Origin of the sequence: Nocardioides speluncae (genome assembly GCF_003121585.1) — a bacterium.
Lineage (GTDB): Bacteria > Actinomycetota > Actinomycetes > Propionibacteriales > Nocardioidaceae > Nocardioides > Nocardioides speluncae.
Genome location: NZ_QEOO01000051.1, coordinates 217,018 through 233,263, shown reverse-complemented (window position 1 = coordinate 233,263; position 16,246 = coordinate 217,018). Strand labels below are relative to the sequence as shown.

Genomic DNA, 16,246 nt, shown 5'->3' with positions numbered 1-16,246 from the left:
CGCCACGCTCATGGGCAGCGATCAAAACAGTCCCACCAGCCACACCAGTCACGCCACGCCGACCATCACCCGATCACCTACGCTACGTGGCATTGCGGCTAGAGGTCCAACTGAGCGCGTTGCGGCTGAAGGTGATGGCCGCGGCCGACGACGTCGCCGTCGACTCCGGCGCGCGCGACGTGGCCGCGTGGCTGGCCCATGAGACCCACGACAGTCCGCAAGCATGCCGAGCCGAGCAACATCTGGCAACCGCCCTCGACACCCGCTGGACCCGGCTCGCGGCCGGCGTCGCGGCTGGTGCGGTGAACCTTGCCCAGGCCCGGGTGATCGCACGGGCGTTGGACGAGTTGCCCGACGATCTCGACCCCGAGTTGCTGGTGCAGGCCGAGGAGCATCTGGTCGAGGCTGCCGAGGAGTATCGGCCCGATCAGTTGCGGGTGCTGGGTCGGCGGATCCTGGACGTCATCGCCCCCGACGTCGGCGAAGCCGAGGAGGCCAAGCAGCTCGCGCTGGAGGAAGAACGCGCCTGGGAGACCACCAGCCTCACCCTGACCAAGCGCGGCGACGGCACCACCCGGCTCACCGGCATCCTGCCCGACGCAGCAGCGACACGACTGGCCACCTACCTCGACGCCTTCACCAGTCCCCGCCGGCCGCCGGTTGAGGAGGTCGCGCAGCGACCGTCTCGAAACCAAGGCCACGCTCGTGGCCAGGCGTTCATCGCGCTCCTGGAGCACCTCGACCCGGCCAAGCTCCCCGACCATGGCGGTGACGCGACCACGGTGATGGTGACCATCGACCGGGACGCGCTCAGCCGTGACCTCGCGGCAGCAGGGTTGGTCGGCACCGACGACAAGATCACCGCGGCCCAAGCCCGCCGGCTCGCCTGCACCGCCCAGATCGTGCCCGTGGTGCTGGGTGGGAAGTCAGAGATCCTCGACCTGGGCCGCACCCGCCGCCTGTTCTCCCGCGCCCAGCACAAGGCATTGCGACTCCGCGACCAACGGTGCCGCGGCGAGAACTGCACGATTCCGGCATCGTGGTGTGAGGCCCATCATCTAAAACCATGGTCAAAAGGCGGAAAGACCAACCTAGCTGACGGAGTCCTCTTGTGCTCGCATCATCACCATAAAGCACACGACAATCGCTACTCAGTTGAAAGAATGCCGACCGGCGATATCCGATTCCACCGCAGAACATAAGCGACCGCAACCACAGACCGTTGACCACAGCGGCGCGCAAGAATAGCCGCCGACATCGAGTAGTACCGCAACCACCGCCGACGGTGACCACGTAACTCGGTAGTCACCTCAAGCGAAGAAGCCAGCGCCCTCAGTGAGCGCCGTGGAGGTTCAGGAGAACGACGCCGGCGACGATCATCGCCAACGCGGCGACCTTGACCGGGGCCAGGGACTCACCGAGCCAGAGCGCGCCGACAACCGCCACGACGGCGGTACCGACGCCCGACCAGATGGCGTAGGTCGTGGAGACCGGCAGCTTCTGGACCACGAGCGCCAGCAGCCAGATCGACACGGCGTAGCCGCCGATCACCAGGCCGGTCCACAACGGGTTGCGGAACCCATCGGCGCGCGGCAGGGCCGAGGTGGCTGCCACCTCGAGTGCGACAGCTGCCATCAGCAGTCCGAACGCGGCGTACATGATCGAAATCCCTCCATGTGTAGCATGTGCTACACACAAATGTAGCACATGCTACAGTCCACGGCATGGCCAAGGACTCGGACCGGCGAGATGTGTGGGCGCGACAGGCGACCGACTACGCGCTGGAGCATGGGCTGATCGGACTCAGCCTTCGGCCGCTCGCGGCGTCACTCGGCACCAGCGACCGGATGCTGCTGTACCACTTCGGGACCAAGGACCACCTGGTCGCCGCCGTACTCCGGGAGTCCAACGACCGCGCCGTGGACGGCATCGCTGCGCTCGCTCCGTCGCCCGACATCCGCACTGCGGTGCACGACCTGTGGGCGGCCGTGAACTCTCCGGCGTACGAACCGTGCACGAGGCTGTACGTCGAGGCCGCGGCGCTGGGACTGCTCGGCCAGGAGCCGTACGTGACGGTCGTCCGCGAGGCCAACGAGCGCTGGCTGCGGTCCCTGGTCACGCACCTGACCAGGTCGGGCGTCGCCCGACCCCTTGCCAAGCGGATCGCGACCGTCGTGGACGCGGCCTTCATAGGCTTCCAGCTCGACGCACCGCTCGACGTCGGCACCGCCGCCCGCAGGCGCAAGGTGACCGATCTCGCCGAGGCGGTCGCCGGGCTCAGTTAGCCGTGGGCGTGCATCACGTGCTTGACGCGCGTGTAGTCCTCCAGGCCGTAGTGCGACAGGTCCTTGCCGTAGCCGCTCTGCTTGAACCCACCGTGCGGCATCTCGGCCACCAGCGGGATGTGGGTGTTCACCCAGACGCAGCCGAACTCCAGCTCGATCGAGCAGCGGTGTGCGGTGCCGTGGTCGGACGTGAAGACGCTCGCGGCCAGGCCCAGCTCGACCCCGTTGGCGAGCTCGATCGCCTCGGTCTCGCTCTCGAAGGTCTGCAGGGTCAGCACCGGACCGAAGGTCTCGCGCTGCACGATCGCGTCGTCCTGGCGGACACCGCCCACCACCGTGGGTGCGTAGAAGTAGCCCTCGGTCCCGACCCGGTGGCCGCCGGTGAGCACCGTCGCGTGCTCCGGCAGCCCGTCGACCGCGGCTGAGACCCGCTCGAGCTGGGCGGCGTTGTTGAGCGGCCCGTACGTCGCCTCCTCGTCCGACGGCGGCCCGGTGCGGACCTGGGAGACGGCCTCGACCAGCAGCGCCTGGAAGCGCTCCGCGACCTCGGCCTGCACCAGCACCCGGGTGGCCGCCGTACAGTCCTGGCCGGCGTTGAAGTAGCCGCCCACCACGATCCCGTCGACGGCCGCCGGCAGGTCGGCGTCGGCGAACACCAGCGCCGGCGCCTTGCCGCCCAGCTCCAGGTGCACCCGCTTCACGGACTCGGCCGCGCTCGCGGCCACCTGCTTGCCGGCCGCGGTCGACCCGGTGATCGAGACCATCGCCGCGTCGGGGTGCGCGACGACGAGCCGGCCGGTGTCCCGGTCGCCGCAGACGACATTGAGGACGCCCGGAGGCAGTACGCCGGCCGCGATCTCGCCCAGCAGCGACGCGCTGGCCGGGGTGGTGTCCGACGGCTTGAGCACGACGGTGTTGCCGGCGGCCAGCGCCGGCGCGATCTTCCAGATCGCCATCATGAACGGGTAGTTCCACGGCGCCACCTGGCCGACCACGCCGACCGGCTCGCGACGCGTGTACGACGTGTGCCCGGCGAGGTACTCCCCCGCCGCGGTGCCCTCGAGCAGCCGGGCAGCGCCGGCGAAGAACCGGAACTGGTCGAGGCCGACCACGATCTCCTCGGTGCGGGTCAGCTCGATCGGCTTCCCGGTGTTCTCGACCTCGGCGGCGACCAGGTCGTCGGTGCGAGCCTCGAGGGCGTCGGCCAGCGCGAGCAGCGCCTGCTGACGCTCGGACGGCGTGGTCCGACGCCATGTCCGGAAGGCCTTGGACGCGGCGGCGTACGCGGCGTCCACGTCCGCGGCCGACGAAAGCGCGGCCACGTCGTAGGTCTTGCCGGTCGACGGGTCGATGACGTCGCTGACCCGGCCGTCCTGAGCCTCGACCAGCTTGCCGTCGATCACGTTCTTGATCATCTGTCCTCCAGGTATGAGCGAGTGAGTGGCTGCGTGAATGATCAGCGTCCGGACAGGACGCGCTGGGCGAGGTCGGTGCCGACGCGGACCGCACCGTCGACGTGCTGGAAACCGAGACCCGAGACGTCGCTGGTGCCGAACTCGATCGGGCCGATCGGCTCGCGCAGCAGCTGCCGGTAGCGGGTCAGCCCGCCGACGTCGAAGCTGGTGCCGTAGGCGCCGCCGGTCAGCTCCTGGTGCTGCCAGTCGCTCTCGACGTACGTCGTGGGGGTGCGGGCCTGCTCGCCGAAGTAGCCGACGAGCGACTCCAGCACCGCCGCCTGACGGTCGTCCGCCGATAGCCTGCCGATCCGGTCCGCCTCCTCGTCGGAGACGAAGCCGACGAGGTGGCCTGTCTGGTAACCCTCAGGAGTGTTGTCGTAGACCTCGTGGACGAGCTGGTACGGGCCGAAGCCGGTGCCGCTCAGGCCCGTTTCGCGCCAGAACGGCGTCGGGTACTCGACCTGCACCTTGATCACCAGGCCGAACGACTGGTGTTCGCGCGCCTGCCGGTGCTCGGACGGGAGCTCCGGGGTGAACCGGATCCGCTTCACCAGCGGCGGCGGTACGGCGAGGACGACCCGGCGAGCCCGGATCCGCTCCTGGCCCACCACGACGGTCGCGCCCTCGTCGTCGTACTCCACCGCGGTGACGTCCTGGGACAGGCGCACCCGGTCGCCGAGCCGGCGTGCCAGCTCCAGCGGCACCGACGCCAGCCCGCCGTCGACGCGCCGGTCGAGGATGAAGTCCGCGTCGACCAGGTGCTGGAACGACCCGGCGCTGGCCGCCATCAGCAGCGCCTGCAGCGCGGAGAACGTCCAGACCGGCTTGGTCAGCATCGCCGGCCCGATGTAAAGGGCGACGTTGTCGCGGGCCTCGACGTCGTCGCACTGCTCCTCCAGCCAGTGCTGGAAGGTGATCCGGTCAAGCCGCTCGGCCTCGGGGTGCTCCCACGGCCGGTCCGGGTCGATCTCGGCGGTGAGGTCGTCGAGGGTCTTGGTGAGCTGCTCGATCGCGGCCGCGGTCGCCGGTCCGACCGGCAGATCCTCGCCGGTGAACTGCCGCGCCTCGCCCGCCCGGTCGACGTACAGCGAGGCGCCCTCGCGGTAGCGCGGGAAGGTCCGCAGCCCCAGCTCGTCGAGCAGCGCCTTGAGCGCGTCCTGGTCGGGCGAGACCCACTGGCCGCCGATCTCGAACAGCGAGCCGTCGTGCACCTCGCTGCGCAGCCGTCCGCCGACCCGGTCCCGGGCCTCCAGAACCAGCATGTCCTGGCCAGCCTCGGCCAGCCGCCAGGCCGCGACCAGGCCGGTCACTCCGGCGCCGACAACGACGGCGTCGTACGTCGTCACTTGTGGTCACTCCCGGAGGTTCGTCGAGGGCATGAGTGGTCAGGGTGCGTGCAGCGCAAGGCGTCGGAGGGAGGCGGGCCGGCGGCCCGTCGACCGACGACAACGCAGCGATGTGCGTGCCCTGGCCGCTCAGGCCCCGATGAACTTCCGGGAGTGACCACTAGACGTTCTCCTTCTCAACAAGTGGGGCATAGGTGTCGGGCCGCCGGGTCTCCAGGAACGGGAAGAGCTGGAGCCAGTCGCGGCGCTGGGTGAGGTCGAGGGTGGCGACGAGCACTGCGTCCTCGTCGCGGCCGGCCTGGGCGAGCACCCGGCCGTACGGGTCGCTGACGAACGAGGAGCCGTAGAAGCTGACCAGCCCCTCGTCGCCCCAGCGGTTGGGCACGACCATGAACAGGCCGTTGGCGATCCCGTTGCCGCGGATCACGCTCTCCCAGAGGGGCTGGGTGTAGAAGTCGGGGTGGTCGGGCTCGGAGCCGATCGCGGTCGGATAGGCCAGGATCTCGGCGTCGTCGAGCGCGTAGGCCCGCGCCAGCTCCGGGAACCACTGGTCCCAGCAGGTCGGCAGGCCCACCCGGGGCGCGCTCGGCAGGTCCACCGCGTGCACGGGGTACGCCGTGTCGGCGGGCCCGGGCCGGAAGTACCGGTCCTCGTAGTAGCCGGCGGTCACCGGGATGTGCAGCTTGCGGGTCCGCGCCACGATGTCGCCGTCGGGCGCGACCAGGATCGCTGTGTTGAATCCGAGGCCGTCCGCGGCGTCGGCGCGCTCGTAGAGCGAGGCGTGCACGAACACCCCACTCGCGGCCGCCGCAGCCGCCGCGAACGCGTGGGTGGGGCCGTCCTCCAGCGACTCGGCCAGCTCGGCGGGGATGCCGTCCGGCTCGGTGTCGGCCGGGTAGCGAGACAGCGTGAGCTCGGGAAGGAAGACGATCTCGGCGCCGGCCGCCGCCGCGGTGGCGATGCCGTCGGCGAGGGTGGCGCGGTGGTCATCCGGATCGGCGGACCAGTGCATCTGGACAAGGCCGACAGTCACCTGTCGGTCGCCACCCTCATCCACCCGAGCGAGTGAAGGCAGTGCTGCGGCTGAGATCAGCTTCATGACCCCTCCTTGAGGTGTACAGGCTTGAGGTGCGCAGGCAGCGCTGGCTGCTGTTGGGTGATGCAGTGGATCCCGCCGCCGCGCGCGAACAGCGGCCGCGCATCGAGCTGGACGACGGTGCGACCCGGATAGGCGTCGGTGAGTACGGCGCGGGCCTCGGCGTCGGCCGGGTCGTCGAAGCCGCAGGCGATCACGGCGCCGTTGGCCACGTAGTGGTTCAGATAGCTGTAGTCGACCCAGCCCTCGGCATCGCGGAGCACGGTCGGCGCCGGCAGCCCGGTGACCTCGAGCGGCTTGCCGTCGGCGTCGGTCTCGGCGCGGAGAAGTTCCGCGAGCTCATGGGTGAGGACCGTGTCCGGGTGGGTGACATCGCGCTGCTCGTGCAGGAGCACCTGTCCGGGCGCGCTGAAGGTCGCCACGAGGTCGACGTGACCACGGGTCCCGAACCGTGCGTTGTCGCGGGTGAGACCGCGCGGCAGCCAGATCACCTTGCGGGCGCCGACCGTGCGGGCGAGCTCCGCCTCCACCTGCGCCCGGGTCCAGCCCGGGTTGCGACCCGGGTCGAGCTGCACGGTCTCGGTCACCAGGAAGGTTCCACGGCCGTCGGTGTGGATGCCGCCGCCCTCGTTGACCATCGGTGAGTCGATGCGGTGCGCGCCGCTGCAGTCGGTGGCGGCGGCGCTGGCGACGGCGTCGTACTCCCAGCTGGCCCAGTCCTGCGCGCCCCAGCCGTTGAAGACCCAGTTGACCGCGCCGAGACCGTCTGGGCCGAGCACGAACGTCGGTCCGATGTCGCGGTACCAGGCGTCGTCGAGCGCCTGCTCGTGCAGCACGATCTCGGACGCCAGCCAGCGCCGGGCCTCGGCGCGCTCGTGGGGCGGAACCAGCAGGTGCACCGGCTCCCACTCGGCGATCGCGTTGGCCACCGCGGCCCAGGTCCGTCGGGCCTCCTCGGCGCTGGCCGCCGTGTCGCCGAGCGTGTAGCCGCCGGCCGGCCAGGCCATCCAGGTGCAGGCGTGCGGCTCGGTCTCGGACGGCATCCGCCACCCGGTCGTCCGAGCATCCGCTGCCATGGATCTGCCCTCCTGTTTGAAAGCCTTTCAAAATTTGTGGCTGCCGTCACTATGCGCGCTCGACATGGCTAGAGTCAAGGGGTGACCAGCCAGGAACTTCGGCGCAACCGCCGGCTCGAGCGGCCACGCGAGCGGGTGCTCCAGGAGGCGTGGGACCTGATGGCCGAGAAGGGCCTGGCCGACCTCAGCCTCTCCGAGCTCGGGCGCCGGCTGGAGACCAGCGCCGGCCACCTCTCGTACTACTTCGGCAGCAAGAACGGGCTGCTCCTGGAGCTGCTTCGCTGGAGCGAAGACGACCTGATCGCCCAGCTGAACGTCGTACTCGACTCCGACGACCCGGCGCTGGAGCGGCTGCGCGGGCTGTGCGAGCTGTTCTTCCCGCGGGCGGTGGGCGACCCGCGCTGGCTGCTGTGGGTCGAGCTCTGGCCCCGGGTCATGCACGAGCCAGCGCTGCAGGAGGCCCACTTCGCGCTCGACGAGGCCTGGCGGGAGGCGATGGTCCGGTTGCTCGAGGAACTGGTCGGCGGCGACGTCGAGCAGCTGTCCAGGCGGATGCTCGCGCTGATGGACGGCCTCAGCGTGGCCCTGCTCACCGGCGAGCCCGGCGTCACCCAGGCCGACGCCTGGGAGCACGTGCAGGCGCTGCTCCCCAGTCGCTAAGCCAGCGCCGCCAGCGCCTCACGGGCGGCCCGTACGCCGGCGTCGACGGCGCCCTCCATGTAGCCGCTCCACTCCAGTGCGGTCTCGGTGGCGGCCCACTTGATCGGGCCCACGGGCGTGGCCAGCGCCTCACCGAAGTGCAGCCAGCCGCACGGACCCGGGTTGGCGTTGTAGCAGCCGCGGGTCCACTCCCGGTCGGCCCAGCCACCCTCGACGACGAGCTCCGGCTTCGCCGCGCGAGGGCCGAAGTGTCTGGCCAGCTCCTCGCGGAAGGCCTCAATCCGCTGCTCGGCTGGCCAGCGTCCCTCGATCCGGGCGTTCTCGCCTTCGAGGAAGCCCAGGATGATGCCCGGCCCTCCGGACGTCTCGGGCATGCACGAGTCGTTGGACATCCGGGCCGGCCCGACGTCGGAGATCAGCTGCGCGTTGAGCCCGTCGGCGCGCCAGAACGGCTCGTCGTACACCGCGAACATCTTGTGGGCCGAGGCCTGGGGCATCCGCTGGGTCAGCTGGTCGCGCTTCCCGGGCAGCGGCGGGTCGTACATGATCCGGCCGGCCAGCGTCGGCGCGAGCGCGACGACCACCTGCCGGCCCCGCGCGACCGGACCGCCGCGACAGCCCACGGTCACCGATTCCGCGGAGTGCTCGACGGTGAGTACTGGACAGTCCAATACGACCCGGTCGCCGAGCTCGGCGGCCAGCCGGAGCGGGATCTGTGCGGTGCCACCGACGAAGCGCTGGGTCTGGGCGCCGCCCTCGGACTCCGACAGCAGGTCGGCGGTGACCCCGCAGGTGACGACGTTGACGAGGAGACCGAGCAGCGACACCTCCACGGTGGGTACGGCGAGGATGCCGACCGTGCAGATCTCCAGCAGCTCCCGCCCGACCGGCGACAGCCCCTGGGCGTCGTACCACTGGCCGACCGTGATCCGGTCCCACTCGTCGGCACGCGGAGCGGCCCACGGCTCGGCGACCGAGACCGTGGCCGCCATTGCGTCGAGCTCGCGCAGCACCCGCTCGACCGCGGCGACGTCCTCGGCGTACCTGCCGTGGAACGCCTCGCCGCGGAGCACCTCACCCGCGAACTCGTACGACGTCTCGCCGTCCTCGAACTGCGGGTAGAGCTCGATGCCGAGCTCGTCGGCGAGCGCGGTCATCCGGTGGTGGGTGTCGCCGATCCACTGCGCGCCGAGCTCGAGGAAGACGCCGGGCAGCGGCTCCTCGGTGAGGATCCGGCCGCCGACCCGGTCGGCGGCCTCGAGCACCAGTGGCTCGAACCCGGCGCGGAGTACCTCGCGGGCGGCAACCAGCCCGGACAGGCCGGCGCCGACCACGATCACGTCGGCCTCGCGCGGCTCCCCCGTCACGAGTCGAACCCCAAACCCATCCGGTCCAGCGTCCGCAGCCAGAAGTTGCGCCGGCCGCCGTGCTTGTCCGCCTGCCCGATCGCCCACTTGGTCGTCATGATCGCCGCGTAGCGCAGCGGCTCGGGCGGGAACGGACGCGGCTTGCTGCGCACCATCTCGAGCCGGGTCCGCTCGTTGTCGACGCCGTCGACCAGGTCGAGCATCACCCGCGCGCCGAAGCGGCTCGAGCCGACGCCCAGTCCGGTGTAGCCGACGGCGTACGCCAGCCGGCCGCCGTACGCCTGACCCCAGAACGCCGTGAACCGGCTGCAGGCGTCGATGGCGCCGCCCCAGCGGTGAGTGAACGACAGCCCCTCCAGCTGCGGGAAGGTCTCGAAGAACTGCTCGGCCAGCAGCGCGAACGTCGCCGGGCGCTGGTCGTACTCGGCCCGGACCCGGCTGCCGTAGTGGTAGACAGCGTCGTAGCCGCCCCACAGGATCCGGTCGTCCGCGGTCAGCCGGTAGTAGTGGAACTGGTTGGCGGCGTCGGCGAGACCCTGCCGGCCCTCCCAGCCGATCGAGCGGCGCTGCTCGGCGGTCAGCGGCTCGGTGACCAGCACGTAGTCGTAGACCGGTACGACGTAGTGGTGAAGGCGCTTGAGCAGGCCCGTGAAGACGTTGGTGCCAAGGACCACCTTGGGCGCCCGCACCGAGCCGTACGGCGTCCGCAGCCGCAGCAGCCGGCCGTCCTCCTCAATCTCCTCGGCCTCGGTGTGCTCGTAGATCCGGACGCCGAGGTCGAGGCAGGCACGCCGGAGCCCCCAGGCGAGCTTCCCCGGATGCACCATCGCGACGCCGTCCGGATCGTGCATCCCGGCCACGTAGGTCGGCGAGTCGACGTACCCACGCGCCTGATCGCGGTCGAGGAACTCGAGGCTGCCGCCACGCTCGCGGACGGCGTCGACGATCTTCCGCAGGTCCTCGGCCTGCCACTCCGCGACCGCGAAGTCGAGCTCTCCGGTGCGCTCGAACTCGGCGTCGATGCCGTGCCGGCGCAGGGTGTCCTCGATCCCGTCGAGGTTCGCGGTTCCCATCGCCTGCAGCCGGTCGAACTCCGCGGGGAACCGCTCCAGGCCGTTCGCGTCGCCGTGGGTCAGGCTGGCGGCGCAGAAGCCGCCGTTGCGGCCGGACGCCGCCCAGCCGACCGTCTGCGCCTCGACGAGTACGACGTCACGCGAGGGGTCGTCCTCCTTGGCCTGCAGCGCCGCCCACAGTCCGGTGTAGCCACCGCCCACCACGACCAGGTCGGCCGTCAGGTCGCCGACCAGGGCCGGTTGCGGCTCGGGCGCCGCGGCGTCGTCGAGCCAGAAGACGGCGGGCTCGGCATGGGCAAGGGCGGTGACGGCGGGACGCGGCACACCAGCATCGTAGGGAATTTGACCCAAGGGCCCGAGAAAACGCTGCGCAGCGGCCTCAGTCGGGCCTTACAGTCGGTGCAACGTCTGCCTGGGAGGGAGGGCGAGGTCGATGTCGACAGGAGCCCGCGAAGAACCGTCATCACACGACATCGACTCGGAGAAGGGCCTCAGCCGTGACTCGCTGACCTTCGTCGGCACGCTCGCGATCGGGCTGGCCTCGGTCGCACCGGCGTACTCCCTGGCGGCGACGCTCGGGTACGTCGTGATCGAGACCGGCACGTTGGCGCCCGTGGCCGTGATCCTCGGCTTCATCCCGATGCTGCTCACGGCGTTCGCCTACCGCGAGCTCAACCGCGTGATCCCCGACTGCGGCACCACCTTCACCTGGGTGACCAAGGCGTTCGGGCCGAGGACCGGCTGGTTCAGCGGCTGGGTGCTGGCGATGGCCGGCATCATCGTGCTGGCCAACCTGGCCCAGATCGCCGCGCAGTACTCCTACGACCTGATCGGCGCCGACGACCTCGCCGACGACACGTTCTGGGTCACGGTTCTCGGCGTGGCGTTCATCGCAACGATGACCTGGGTGTCCTACCGCGGCATCGAGATCGCGAACTGGCTGCAGAACGTCCTGGTCGCGATCCAGTACCTCGCGCTCGGGATCCTGGTCGTGGTCGCCTTCGCCGCGGTGCTCGGCATCGGCGCCGACAAGCCCGACACCGCGATCGACATCTCCGCCTCGTGGTTCAACCCGATGGAGTTCTTCAAGGACGGCGGCACCGGCTGGGCCGGGATCACCGAGGGCATGATCCTGATGATCTTCATCTACTGGGGCTGGGACACGATCCTTTCGCTCAACGAGGAGACCAAGGACAAGGAGAAGACTCCCGGCCGGGCCGCCGTGGCGGCGACGCTGATCCTGCTGGCGACGTACCTCCTCACGACGCTCGCTGCCGTCTCCTACGCCGGCGTCGGCACGACCGGCATCGGGCTGGGCAACGAGGAGAACGCCGACGACGTCTTCAGCGTGGTCGGCGAGTCGGTCCTCGGCTCGTGGAGCTGGATCGTCATCCTCGCGGTCCTGGTCTCGGCCGTCGCCTCCACCCAGACCACGATCCTGCCTGCTGCCCGCGGCACCCTCGCGATGGGCGTCTACCGGGCTCTGCTGTCGCAGTTCGCGAAGGTGCACCCGAGGTTCCTGACGCCGTCAGTCTCGACGTTCGTGATCGGTGGCGTGGCCATTGCGATCTACGTCGGCCTCAGCCTGCTCGGCGAGAACGTGTACGGCGACGTGCTGCTCGCCATCGGCCTGATGATCGCCTTCTACTACGGCATCACCGGCTACGCCTGCGCCTGGTACTTCCGCGACGACATCCGCCGCGGCGGCAGGGACCTGTGGGTCAAGGGCGTGCTGCCGCTCCTCGGCGCACTGCTCCTCACGTTCGCGTTCTTCAAGAGCGCCTACGACATGCTGGCCACGGACTATGGCTACGTCGGCTACTGGACCGTCCCCGGCCTCGGCTGGGAGATCGGCAGCGTCTTCCTCTTCGGCATGGGCACGATCCTGCTCGGCCTCCCGATCATGTTCCTGCTCTCCCGCCGCGCCGAGCAGCAGCCCTTCTTCCACGGCGAGACCCTCCACCACGACACCCCCGTGAAGGCCCCGGAGTAGGCCACCTCTTGGGCCGACAGTTTCACAAGGTCCCTTGTGAACCTGTCCCAACCCGTCGGAAACTTCCCGTGGGGCGGGCCAAAATCACTAGGTACCTTGTGAAACTGCCTGCCATCCCTAGCCCACGCGGGGCTGCTGCTGGGTGGCGCAGTGGATGGTGCCGCCGCCGGCGGCGAGGCCGTCGGTGGTGATCGCGATGACCAGTGACTCGGGGTAGAGCTCGGAGATGATGTCGAAGGCCTCGAGATCGGCCTCGGTGTCGCCGTACTGCGGCATCACGATGCAGCCGTTGGCCTCGTAGTAGCCGATGTAGCCGGCGGCGACGGTCTCGCTGAACTCCGCGGGACTCCGCTCGGTCACCGGCAGGTCCGGGTTGCGGCGGTCGAAGGCGTCGTACACGGCCAGTAGGTCGGGAGCGGGTACGACGTCGGTGGTCAGCTCCGCGACACCGTCCAGCAGCCGCTCCCGCTCGTCGGACGGCAGCTCGTTGACCGCCGCGACGCCCTCCAACAACAGCCGACGGTCACGCTTGTCCTGCGGCTCGCCCCCCTCGGCCGAGGCATAGAGGAGGTGGCCCGACGAGGTGAACCGGGCCAGGAAGTCGACGTGCCAGTCGGTCAGCTCGATGCCGGTGCGGCCCGGCATCCAGATCATCCGCTCGACCCCGAACAGCCGCCGTAGCTCGGCCTCCACCTCGGCCTTGGTCTTGCCGGGGTTCCGGTTCGGGTTGAGGATGCAGCTCTCGGTGGCGACAGCGAGCCCGGAGCCGTTCACCTCGATGCCGCCGCCCTCGATGGTCAGCCACGTCTCCACCAGCGGTACGTCGGAGTCCTCGGCGATCGCGTACACGACCTCCCGGTCCCGCTCGATCGGTTGGTCGACGATGCCGTTGGCGGCCTTCTCGCGGTCCTTGCGCCAGCCCTTCAGCCCGGTCGTGATCGGCGCCTGGCCCCAGCCGTTGAAGTTCAGGTTCAGCCCGTGCAGGGCGCCGTCGGCGTCGGTGACGAAGACCGGACCCGTGTCGCGGACCCACAGGTCGTTGAGCGGGCTGACCAGGAAGTCGAGCGGGTGGGTCTCGACCGGCGGCAGCTCTGCCGGGTCGACCTCGCCGATGTACAGCCGGCCCGAGCCGTCCAGCTCGGCCCCGATCTGGTCCTTGACCGACAGCTCGTCGACGATCTCGGCCAGGAACTCCCGGGCCTCGGCCTTGTCGTCCTCGGTGTCGACCAGCATCGCCACCGGCTCGAACCGCGAGAGGTTGGCGGCCAGCCGGACCAGGTCCTGCCGGGCGAGGATGCGGGCATTGGTCAGGTCCCGGCCGTACGGCGAGACGGTGTCCTCGCCCCACACGCCGACCGTGGCGCCGTACGCCATCCAGGTCACCTCATGTGGGGCCCACTCCGGGGGCATGTGGAAGCCACGCTGCCCCCGGCGCCGAGACGGACTACCCGAGTCGGACGAGCACGCCCCGAGCGACAGCACGGACATGGACACACCCAGTCCGACCGAGGTCTTCAGCAAACCGCGCCGACCGATCACTCTCTGAGAATCCCACGCCACGTCCTAGGTCACCTGGAAAGACGCGCTGGTGGCGAGCAGCGTGTAGCTGTCGTTGGCGAAGAACCGGAAGTTGTAGGTGCCGGGAGTCCCGGGCGCGGTGAAGCTCACCGTGGCGGCCGTGAGGCCGGTGGCCGGCGGGCTGTACGAGCCGTTGAGGTACTTCTCGTCGTAGCCGCCGGCGCTGGTGGAGTCCGAGGCCCGGTAGAGCCCGATCCAGTCCCGGCGGTTGCCCGGGCCGTTGGCCACCGTAGCCCGGATCGTCCCGCCCCGCGGCACCGAGGTCTTGTCCGCGGTGATCGTGGGAACGGTCGACGTCGGGGTCGGCGTGGGCGTCGGCGTCACGGTCGGCGTGCCGGTCGGACCGCCGATCGGCAGCGGCTCCTCCATCGTCACGCAGTGCGCGCCACCACCGCCCTCGCCCATCAGGTTGTCCAGGTTGAGCTGCACGCACGGCCGGCCGAACGCGGTCTCCAGCGCGGCCTTGGCCGCGTTGTCGCCGGTCGGGTTGCCGAACTGGGCGGTGATCACGGCGGTGTCGGTGATCACCGCGTTGAGGTAGCCGTCGAAGAACTTCGCCTGCTGGGCGGCCGGCACCCGCGGCAGCGTCTCCGGCCCGTAGATCGTGGTCACCTGGAGCTGCCGGCCCTTGGCGTCGGTCGACGCGGCGAGCAGGTTCCGGGTCGCGATCGCCGACTGCGACCAGACCGTGCTGGGCTTCGACGGGTGCGCGAGCTGCACGAGCACCGCGCCCGGGCGGGTGTAGAGCACGGTCGCGTCGATGTGGTCGTCGGTGATGTCCTGGTTGGAGACGCCCTGGCACCAGATGATCTTGGTGGCGCCGTACATCCGCAGCAGCTCGGCGCCGATCTGCGCCTCGGTCATGCCGGGGTTGCGAGCCGCGTCGATCCACGAGCTGCGGTTGGCGATCAGCGTCCCGTCGCCGTCGCAGATCACGCCGCCGCCCTCACCGACGACGTTCGCGGCGGTGAAGCTGAACCCGTTGTACGCCGCGACCCGCTGCGCCACCAGCGCATCCTTGGCGTGCGTCTGCTCGCCGCCCCAGCCGTTGAAGTTCAGGCCGATCGCGTCGATGCCGCCGGCACCGTCGAGGCGGAAGACCGCGCCGCTGTCGCGCATCCAGCAGTCGTTGACCGGGATCGAGCTGATCACGGTGACCGCCGAGCTGACCCGGCTGCGCGCGGTCGCGGCGTTGGTCGAGCCGTCGGCGCACATGATCACCGGCGTGTGCTTGACGATCTCGTTGGCGAGCTTGGCGATGTCGCTCTGGATGCCGCCGAGGAGGCTCCCCCAGATCGACGTGCTGGACGGCCAGGCCATCCAGATCCGCTTGTGAGGCGCGGTCTCCGCCGGCACCACGAACGCGCCCGCGGCCGCCACCGAGTCGCGCTGCGCGAGGGCAGCACCGAGGCCGCTGCTCGCCGCGACGACCCCGGCCGTCGCGAACCCTGCGCGGGCCAGGAACAGCCGGCGCGAGTGACCCACCGGCGCCGTGACACTGCTTGCGTGATCGCTCACCTGAGTTTCCTTCCTTCGTCCACATCGAGGTGGAGGTCGATCCCCGTCACCAGTCCATTAACTTGGATGTCATCCAAGTTTCTGGAACCAGAGTCGCGCCAGAGGTGGCGGGTGTCAAGACCTCCGACACGTCCTTTCTTGGATAGGATCAAAATATGGATGCGATCGAGAAGCCGGCAGCGGTCACCAAGCGCCAGGAGCGCGGCGCGGCGCGGGAGAAGGCGATCGTGAGCGCTGCTGCCGAGCTGATCACCGAGCGCGGGCTGGCCAACATCCGAGTCACCGACGTCGCCCAGCGAGCCGGCATGAGCACCGGCCACGTCACCTACTACTTCCGCTCCAAGACCGTGCTGCTGATGCGCGCCATCCAGCAGTCCGAGGACGCGTTCATCGACGAGGTCGAGGCCAAGGTCCACAAGATCCGCGACCCGTGGAAACGGCTCACCAAGTTCATCGAGCTCTCGGCGTCCAACGGCACCCACGACCCCGGCTGGGTGCTGTGGTTCGAGGTGTGGGCCAACGCCGCTCTCGACCCCGAGGTGGCCACGCTGCACGAGGAGCTGGACGCCCGCTCCTGCGGGATCCTGGCCGAGGTGATCCGCTACGGCTGCGAGCGCGGCGCCTTCGCGTCCGAGGACCCGGAGCTGACCGCCACCCTGCTGTCGGCCTCGATCGACGGGCTGTCGATCCAGCTCACCCTCGGCGCCGCGAACCTCACCGGCAAGAAGGTCGTCCAGCTCTGCCTGGAGACCGCCCGGGCGCTGCTCGCGCCGGCCGACCAGTAGGTCGCTCGAAGG

Annotated in this window: 14 protein-coding genes; 5 read left to right on the top strand and 9 right to left on the bottom strand. The window is 70.0% G+C overall.

Going from position 1 to position 16,246, the window contains the following annotated elements; all coding sequences use genetic code 11:
• The first annotated feature begins 86 nt into the window (after positions 1–86).
• Positions 87–1,202: an HNH endonuclease signature motif containing protein gene (locus tag DDV73_RS27665; protein ID WP_161962553.1), complete on the top strand. Its 1,116-nt coding sequence runs from the start codon at positions 87–89 to the stop codon at positions 1,200–1,202.
• A 130-nt stretch (positions 1,203–1,332) separates the two neighbouring features.
• On the opposite strand, the gene DDV73_RS27660 is transcribed toward DDV73_RS27665, so the two are convergent.
• On the bottom strand, positions 1,333–1,659 hold the full coding sequence (locus tag DDV73_RS27660) for a DMT family transporter (RefSeq protein ID WP_109510494.1): 327 nt from the start codon (positions 1,657–1,659) through the stop codon (positions 1,333–1,335).
• 65 nt (positions 1,660–1,724) lie between these two features.
• Between DDV73_RS27660 and DDV73_RS27655 the strand changes: the two genes are divergently transcribed.
• Positions 1,725–2,285, top strand: a complete 561-nt coding sequence (locus DDV73_RS27655; RefSeq protein WP_109510493.1) for a TetR/AcrR family transcriptional regulator — start codon at positions 1,725–1,727, stop codon at positions 2,283–2,285.
• Here the strand turns inward: DDV73_RS27655 and DDV73_RS27650 are convergent.
• The 4 genes from DDV73_RS27650 to DDV73_RS27635 all read right to left on the bottom strand — a co-directional run bounded on the left by DDV73_RS27650 (position 2,282) and on the right by DDV73_RS27635 (position 7,260).
• Positions 2,282–3,700 carry an aminobutyraldehyde dehydrogenase gene (locus tag DDV73_RS27650; RefSeq protein ID WP_109510492.1) on the bottom strand — a complete coding sequence of 473 codons (1,419 nt, stop codon included), beginning with the start codon at positions 3,698–3,700 and terminating at the stop codon, positions 2,282–2,284. The genes DDV73_RS27655 and DDV73_RS27650 overlap by 4 nt on opposite strands.
• A gap of 41 nt (positions 3,701–3,741) precedes the next feature.
• Positions 3,742–5,088, bottom strand: coding sequence for a flavin monoamine oxidase family protein (locus DDV73_RS27645; RefSeq protein ID WP_109510491.1), 1,347 nt, complete (start codon positions 5,086–5,088; stop codon positions 3,742–3,744).
• A 160-nt stretch (positions 5,089–5,248) separates the two neighbouring features.
• Positions 5,249–6,187 (bottom strand): nitrilase-related carbon-nitrogen hydrolase, encoded by a 939-nt coding sequence (locus DDV73_RS27640; protein ID WP_109510490.1) that lies wholly within the window; start codon positions 6,185–6,187, stop codon positions 5,249–5,251.
• On the bottom strand, positions 6,184–7,260 hold the full coding sequence (locus DDV73_RS27635) for an agmatine deiminase family protein (RefSeq protein ID WP_109510489.1): 1,077 nt from the start codon (positions 7,258–7,260) through the stop codon (positions 6,184–6,186). Before DDV73_RS27635 ends, DDV73_RS27640 begins: the two co-directional genes overlap by 4 nt.
• 81 nt (positions 7,261–7,341) lie before the next feature.
• Between DDV73_RS27635 and DDV73_RS27630 the strand changes: the two genes are divergently transcribed.
• On the top strand, positions 7,342–7,920 hold the full coding sequence (locus DDV73_RS27630) for a TetR/AcrR family transcriptional regulator (protein WP_109510488.1): 579 nt from the start codon (positions 7,342–7,344) through the stop codon (positions 7,918–7,920).
• Here DDV73_RS27630 and DDV73_RS27625 read toward each other — a convergent pair.
• Both DDV73_RS27625 and DDV73_RS27620 read right to left on the bottom strand, forming a co-directional pair.
• A complete protein-coding gene (locus DDV73_RS27625) occupies positions 7,917–9,287 on the bottom strand; it encodes a flavin monoamine oxidase family protein (RefSeq protein ID WP_109510487.1) in 1,371 nt (456 codons plus the stop codon). The two genes, DDV73_RS27630 and DDV73_RS27625, sit on opposite strands and share 4 nt — an antisense overlap.
• The gene (locus DDV73_RS27620; RefSeq protein WP_109510486.1) at positions 9,284–10,684 is read right to left on the bottom strand and encodes an NAD(P)/FAD-dependent oxidoreductase; all 1,401 of its coding nucleotides are present in this window, start codon (positions 10,682–10,684) and stop codon (positions 9,284–9,286) included. Before DDV73_RS27620 ends, DDV73_RS27625 begins: the two co-directional genes overlap by 4 nt.
• A gap of 109 nt (positions 10,685–10,793) precedes the next feature.
• Here DDV73_RS27620 and DDV73_RS27615 point away from each other — a divergent pair, with 109 nt between their 5' ends.
• Positions 10,794–12,353 carry an APC family permease gene (locus tag DDV73_RS27615; RefSeq protein ID WP_109510485.1) on the top strand — a complete coding sequence of 520 codons (1,560 nt, stop codon included), beginning with the start codon at positions 10,794–10,796 and terminating at the stop codon, positions 12,351–12,353.
• A gap of 117 nt (positions 12,354–12,470) precedes the next feature.
• Here DDV73_RS27615 and DDV73_RS27610 read toward each other — a convergent pair whose 3' ends face one another.
• On the bottom strand, positions 12,471–13,763 hold the full coding sequence (locus DDV73_RS27610; RefSeq protein ID WP_161962552.1) for an agmatine deiminase family protein: 1,293 nt from the start codon (positions 13,761–13,763) through the stop codon (positions 12,471–12,473).
• A gap of 153 nt (positions 13,764–13,916) precedes the next feature.
• The gene (locus DDV73_RS27605) at positions 13,917–15,449 is read right to left on the bottom strand and encodes an agmatine deiminase family protein (protein WP_109510483.1); all 1,533 of its coding nucleotides are present in this window, start codon (positions 15,447–15,449) and stop codon (positions 13,917–13,919) included.
• 155 nt (positions 15,450–15,604) lie between these two features.
• Here DDV73_RS27605 and DDV73_RS27600 point away from each other — a divergent pair, with 155 nt between their 5' ends.
• Complete coding sequence (locus DDV73_RS27600; RefSeq protein WP_109510482.1) at positions 15,605–16,234, top strand: TetR/AcrR family transcriptional regulator; 630 nt, start codon at positions 15,605–15,607, stop codon at positions 16,232–16,234.
• Positions 16,235–16,246: the final 12 nt, after the last annotated feature.

What these genes read in the sequence shown, in the direction of transcription:
- DDV73_RS27655 (WP_109510493.1), top strand. Translation starts at nt 1,725, where the DNA reads ATGGCCAAGGACTCGGACCGGCGAGATGTGTGGGCGCGACAGGCGACC.
- DDV73_RS27640 (WP_109510490.1), bottom strand. Translation starts at nt 6,187, where the DNA reads ATGAAGCTGATCTCAGCCGCAGCACTGCCTTCACTCGCTCGGGTGGAT.
- DDV73_RS27615 (WP_109510485.1), top strand. Translation starts at nt 10,794, where the DNA reads ATGTCGACAGGAGCCCGCGAAGAACCGTCATCACACGACATCGACTCG.
- DDV73_RS27635 (WP_109510489.1), bottom strand. Translation starts at nt 7,260, where the DNA reads ATGGCAGCGGATGCTCGGACGACCGGGTGGCGGATGCCGTCCGAGACC.
- DDV73_RS27610 (WP_161962552.1), bottom strand. Translation starts at nt 13,763, where the DNA reads ATGCCCCCGGAGTGGGCCCCACATGAGGTGACCTGGATGGCGTACGGC.
- DDV73_RS27650 (WP_109510492.1), bottom strand. Translation starts at nt 3,700, where the DNA reads ATGATCAAGAACGTGATCGACGGCAAGCTGGTCGAGGCTCAGGACGGC.
- DDV73_RS27600 (WP_109510482.1), top strand. Translation starts at nt 15,605, where the DNA reads ATGGATGCGATCGAGAAGCCGGCAGCGGTCACCAAGCGCCAGGAGCGC.
- DDV73_RS27660 (WP_109510494.1), bottom strand. Translation starts at nt 1,659, where the DNA reads ATGTACGCCGCGTTCGGACTGCTGATGGCAGCTGTCGCACTCGAGGTG.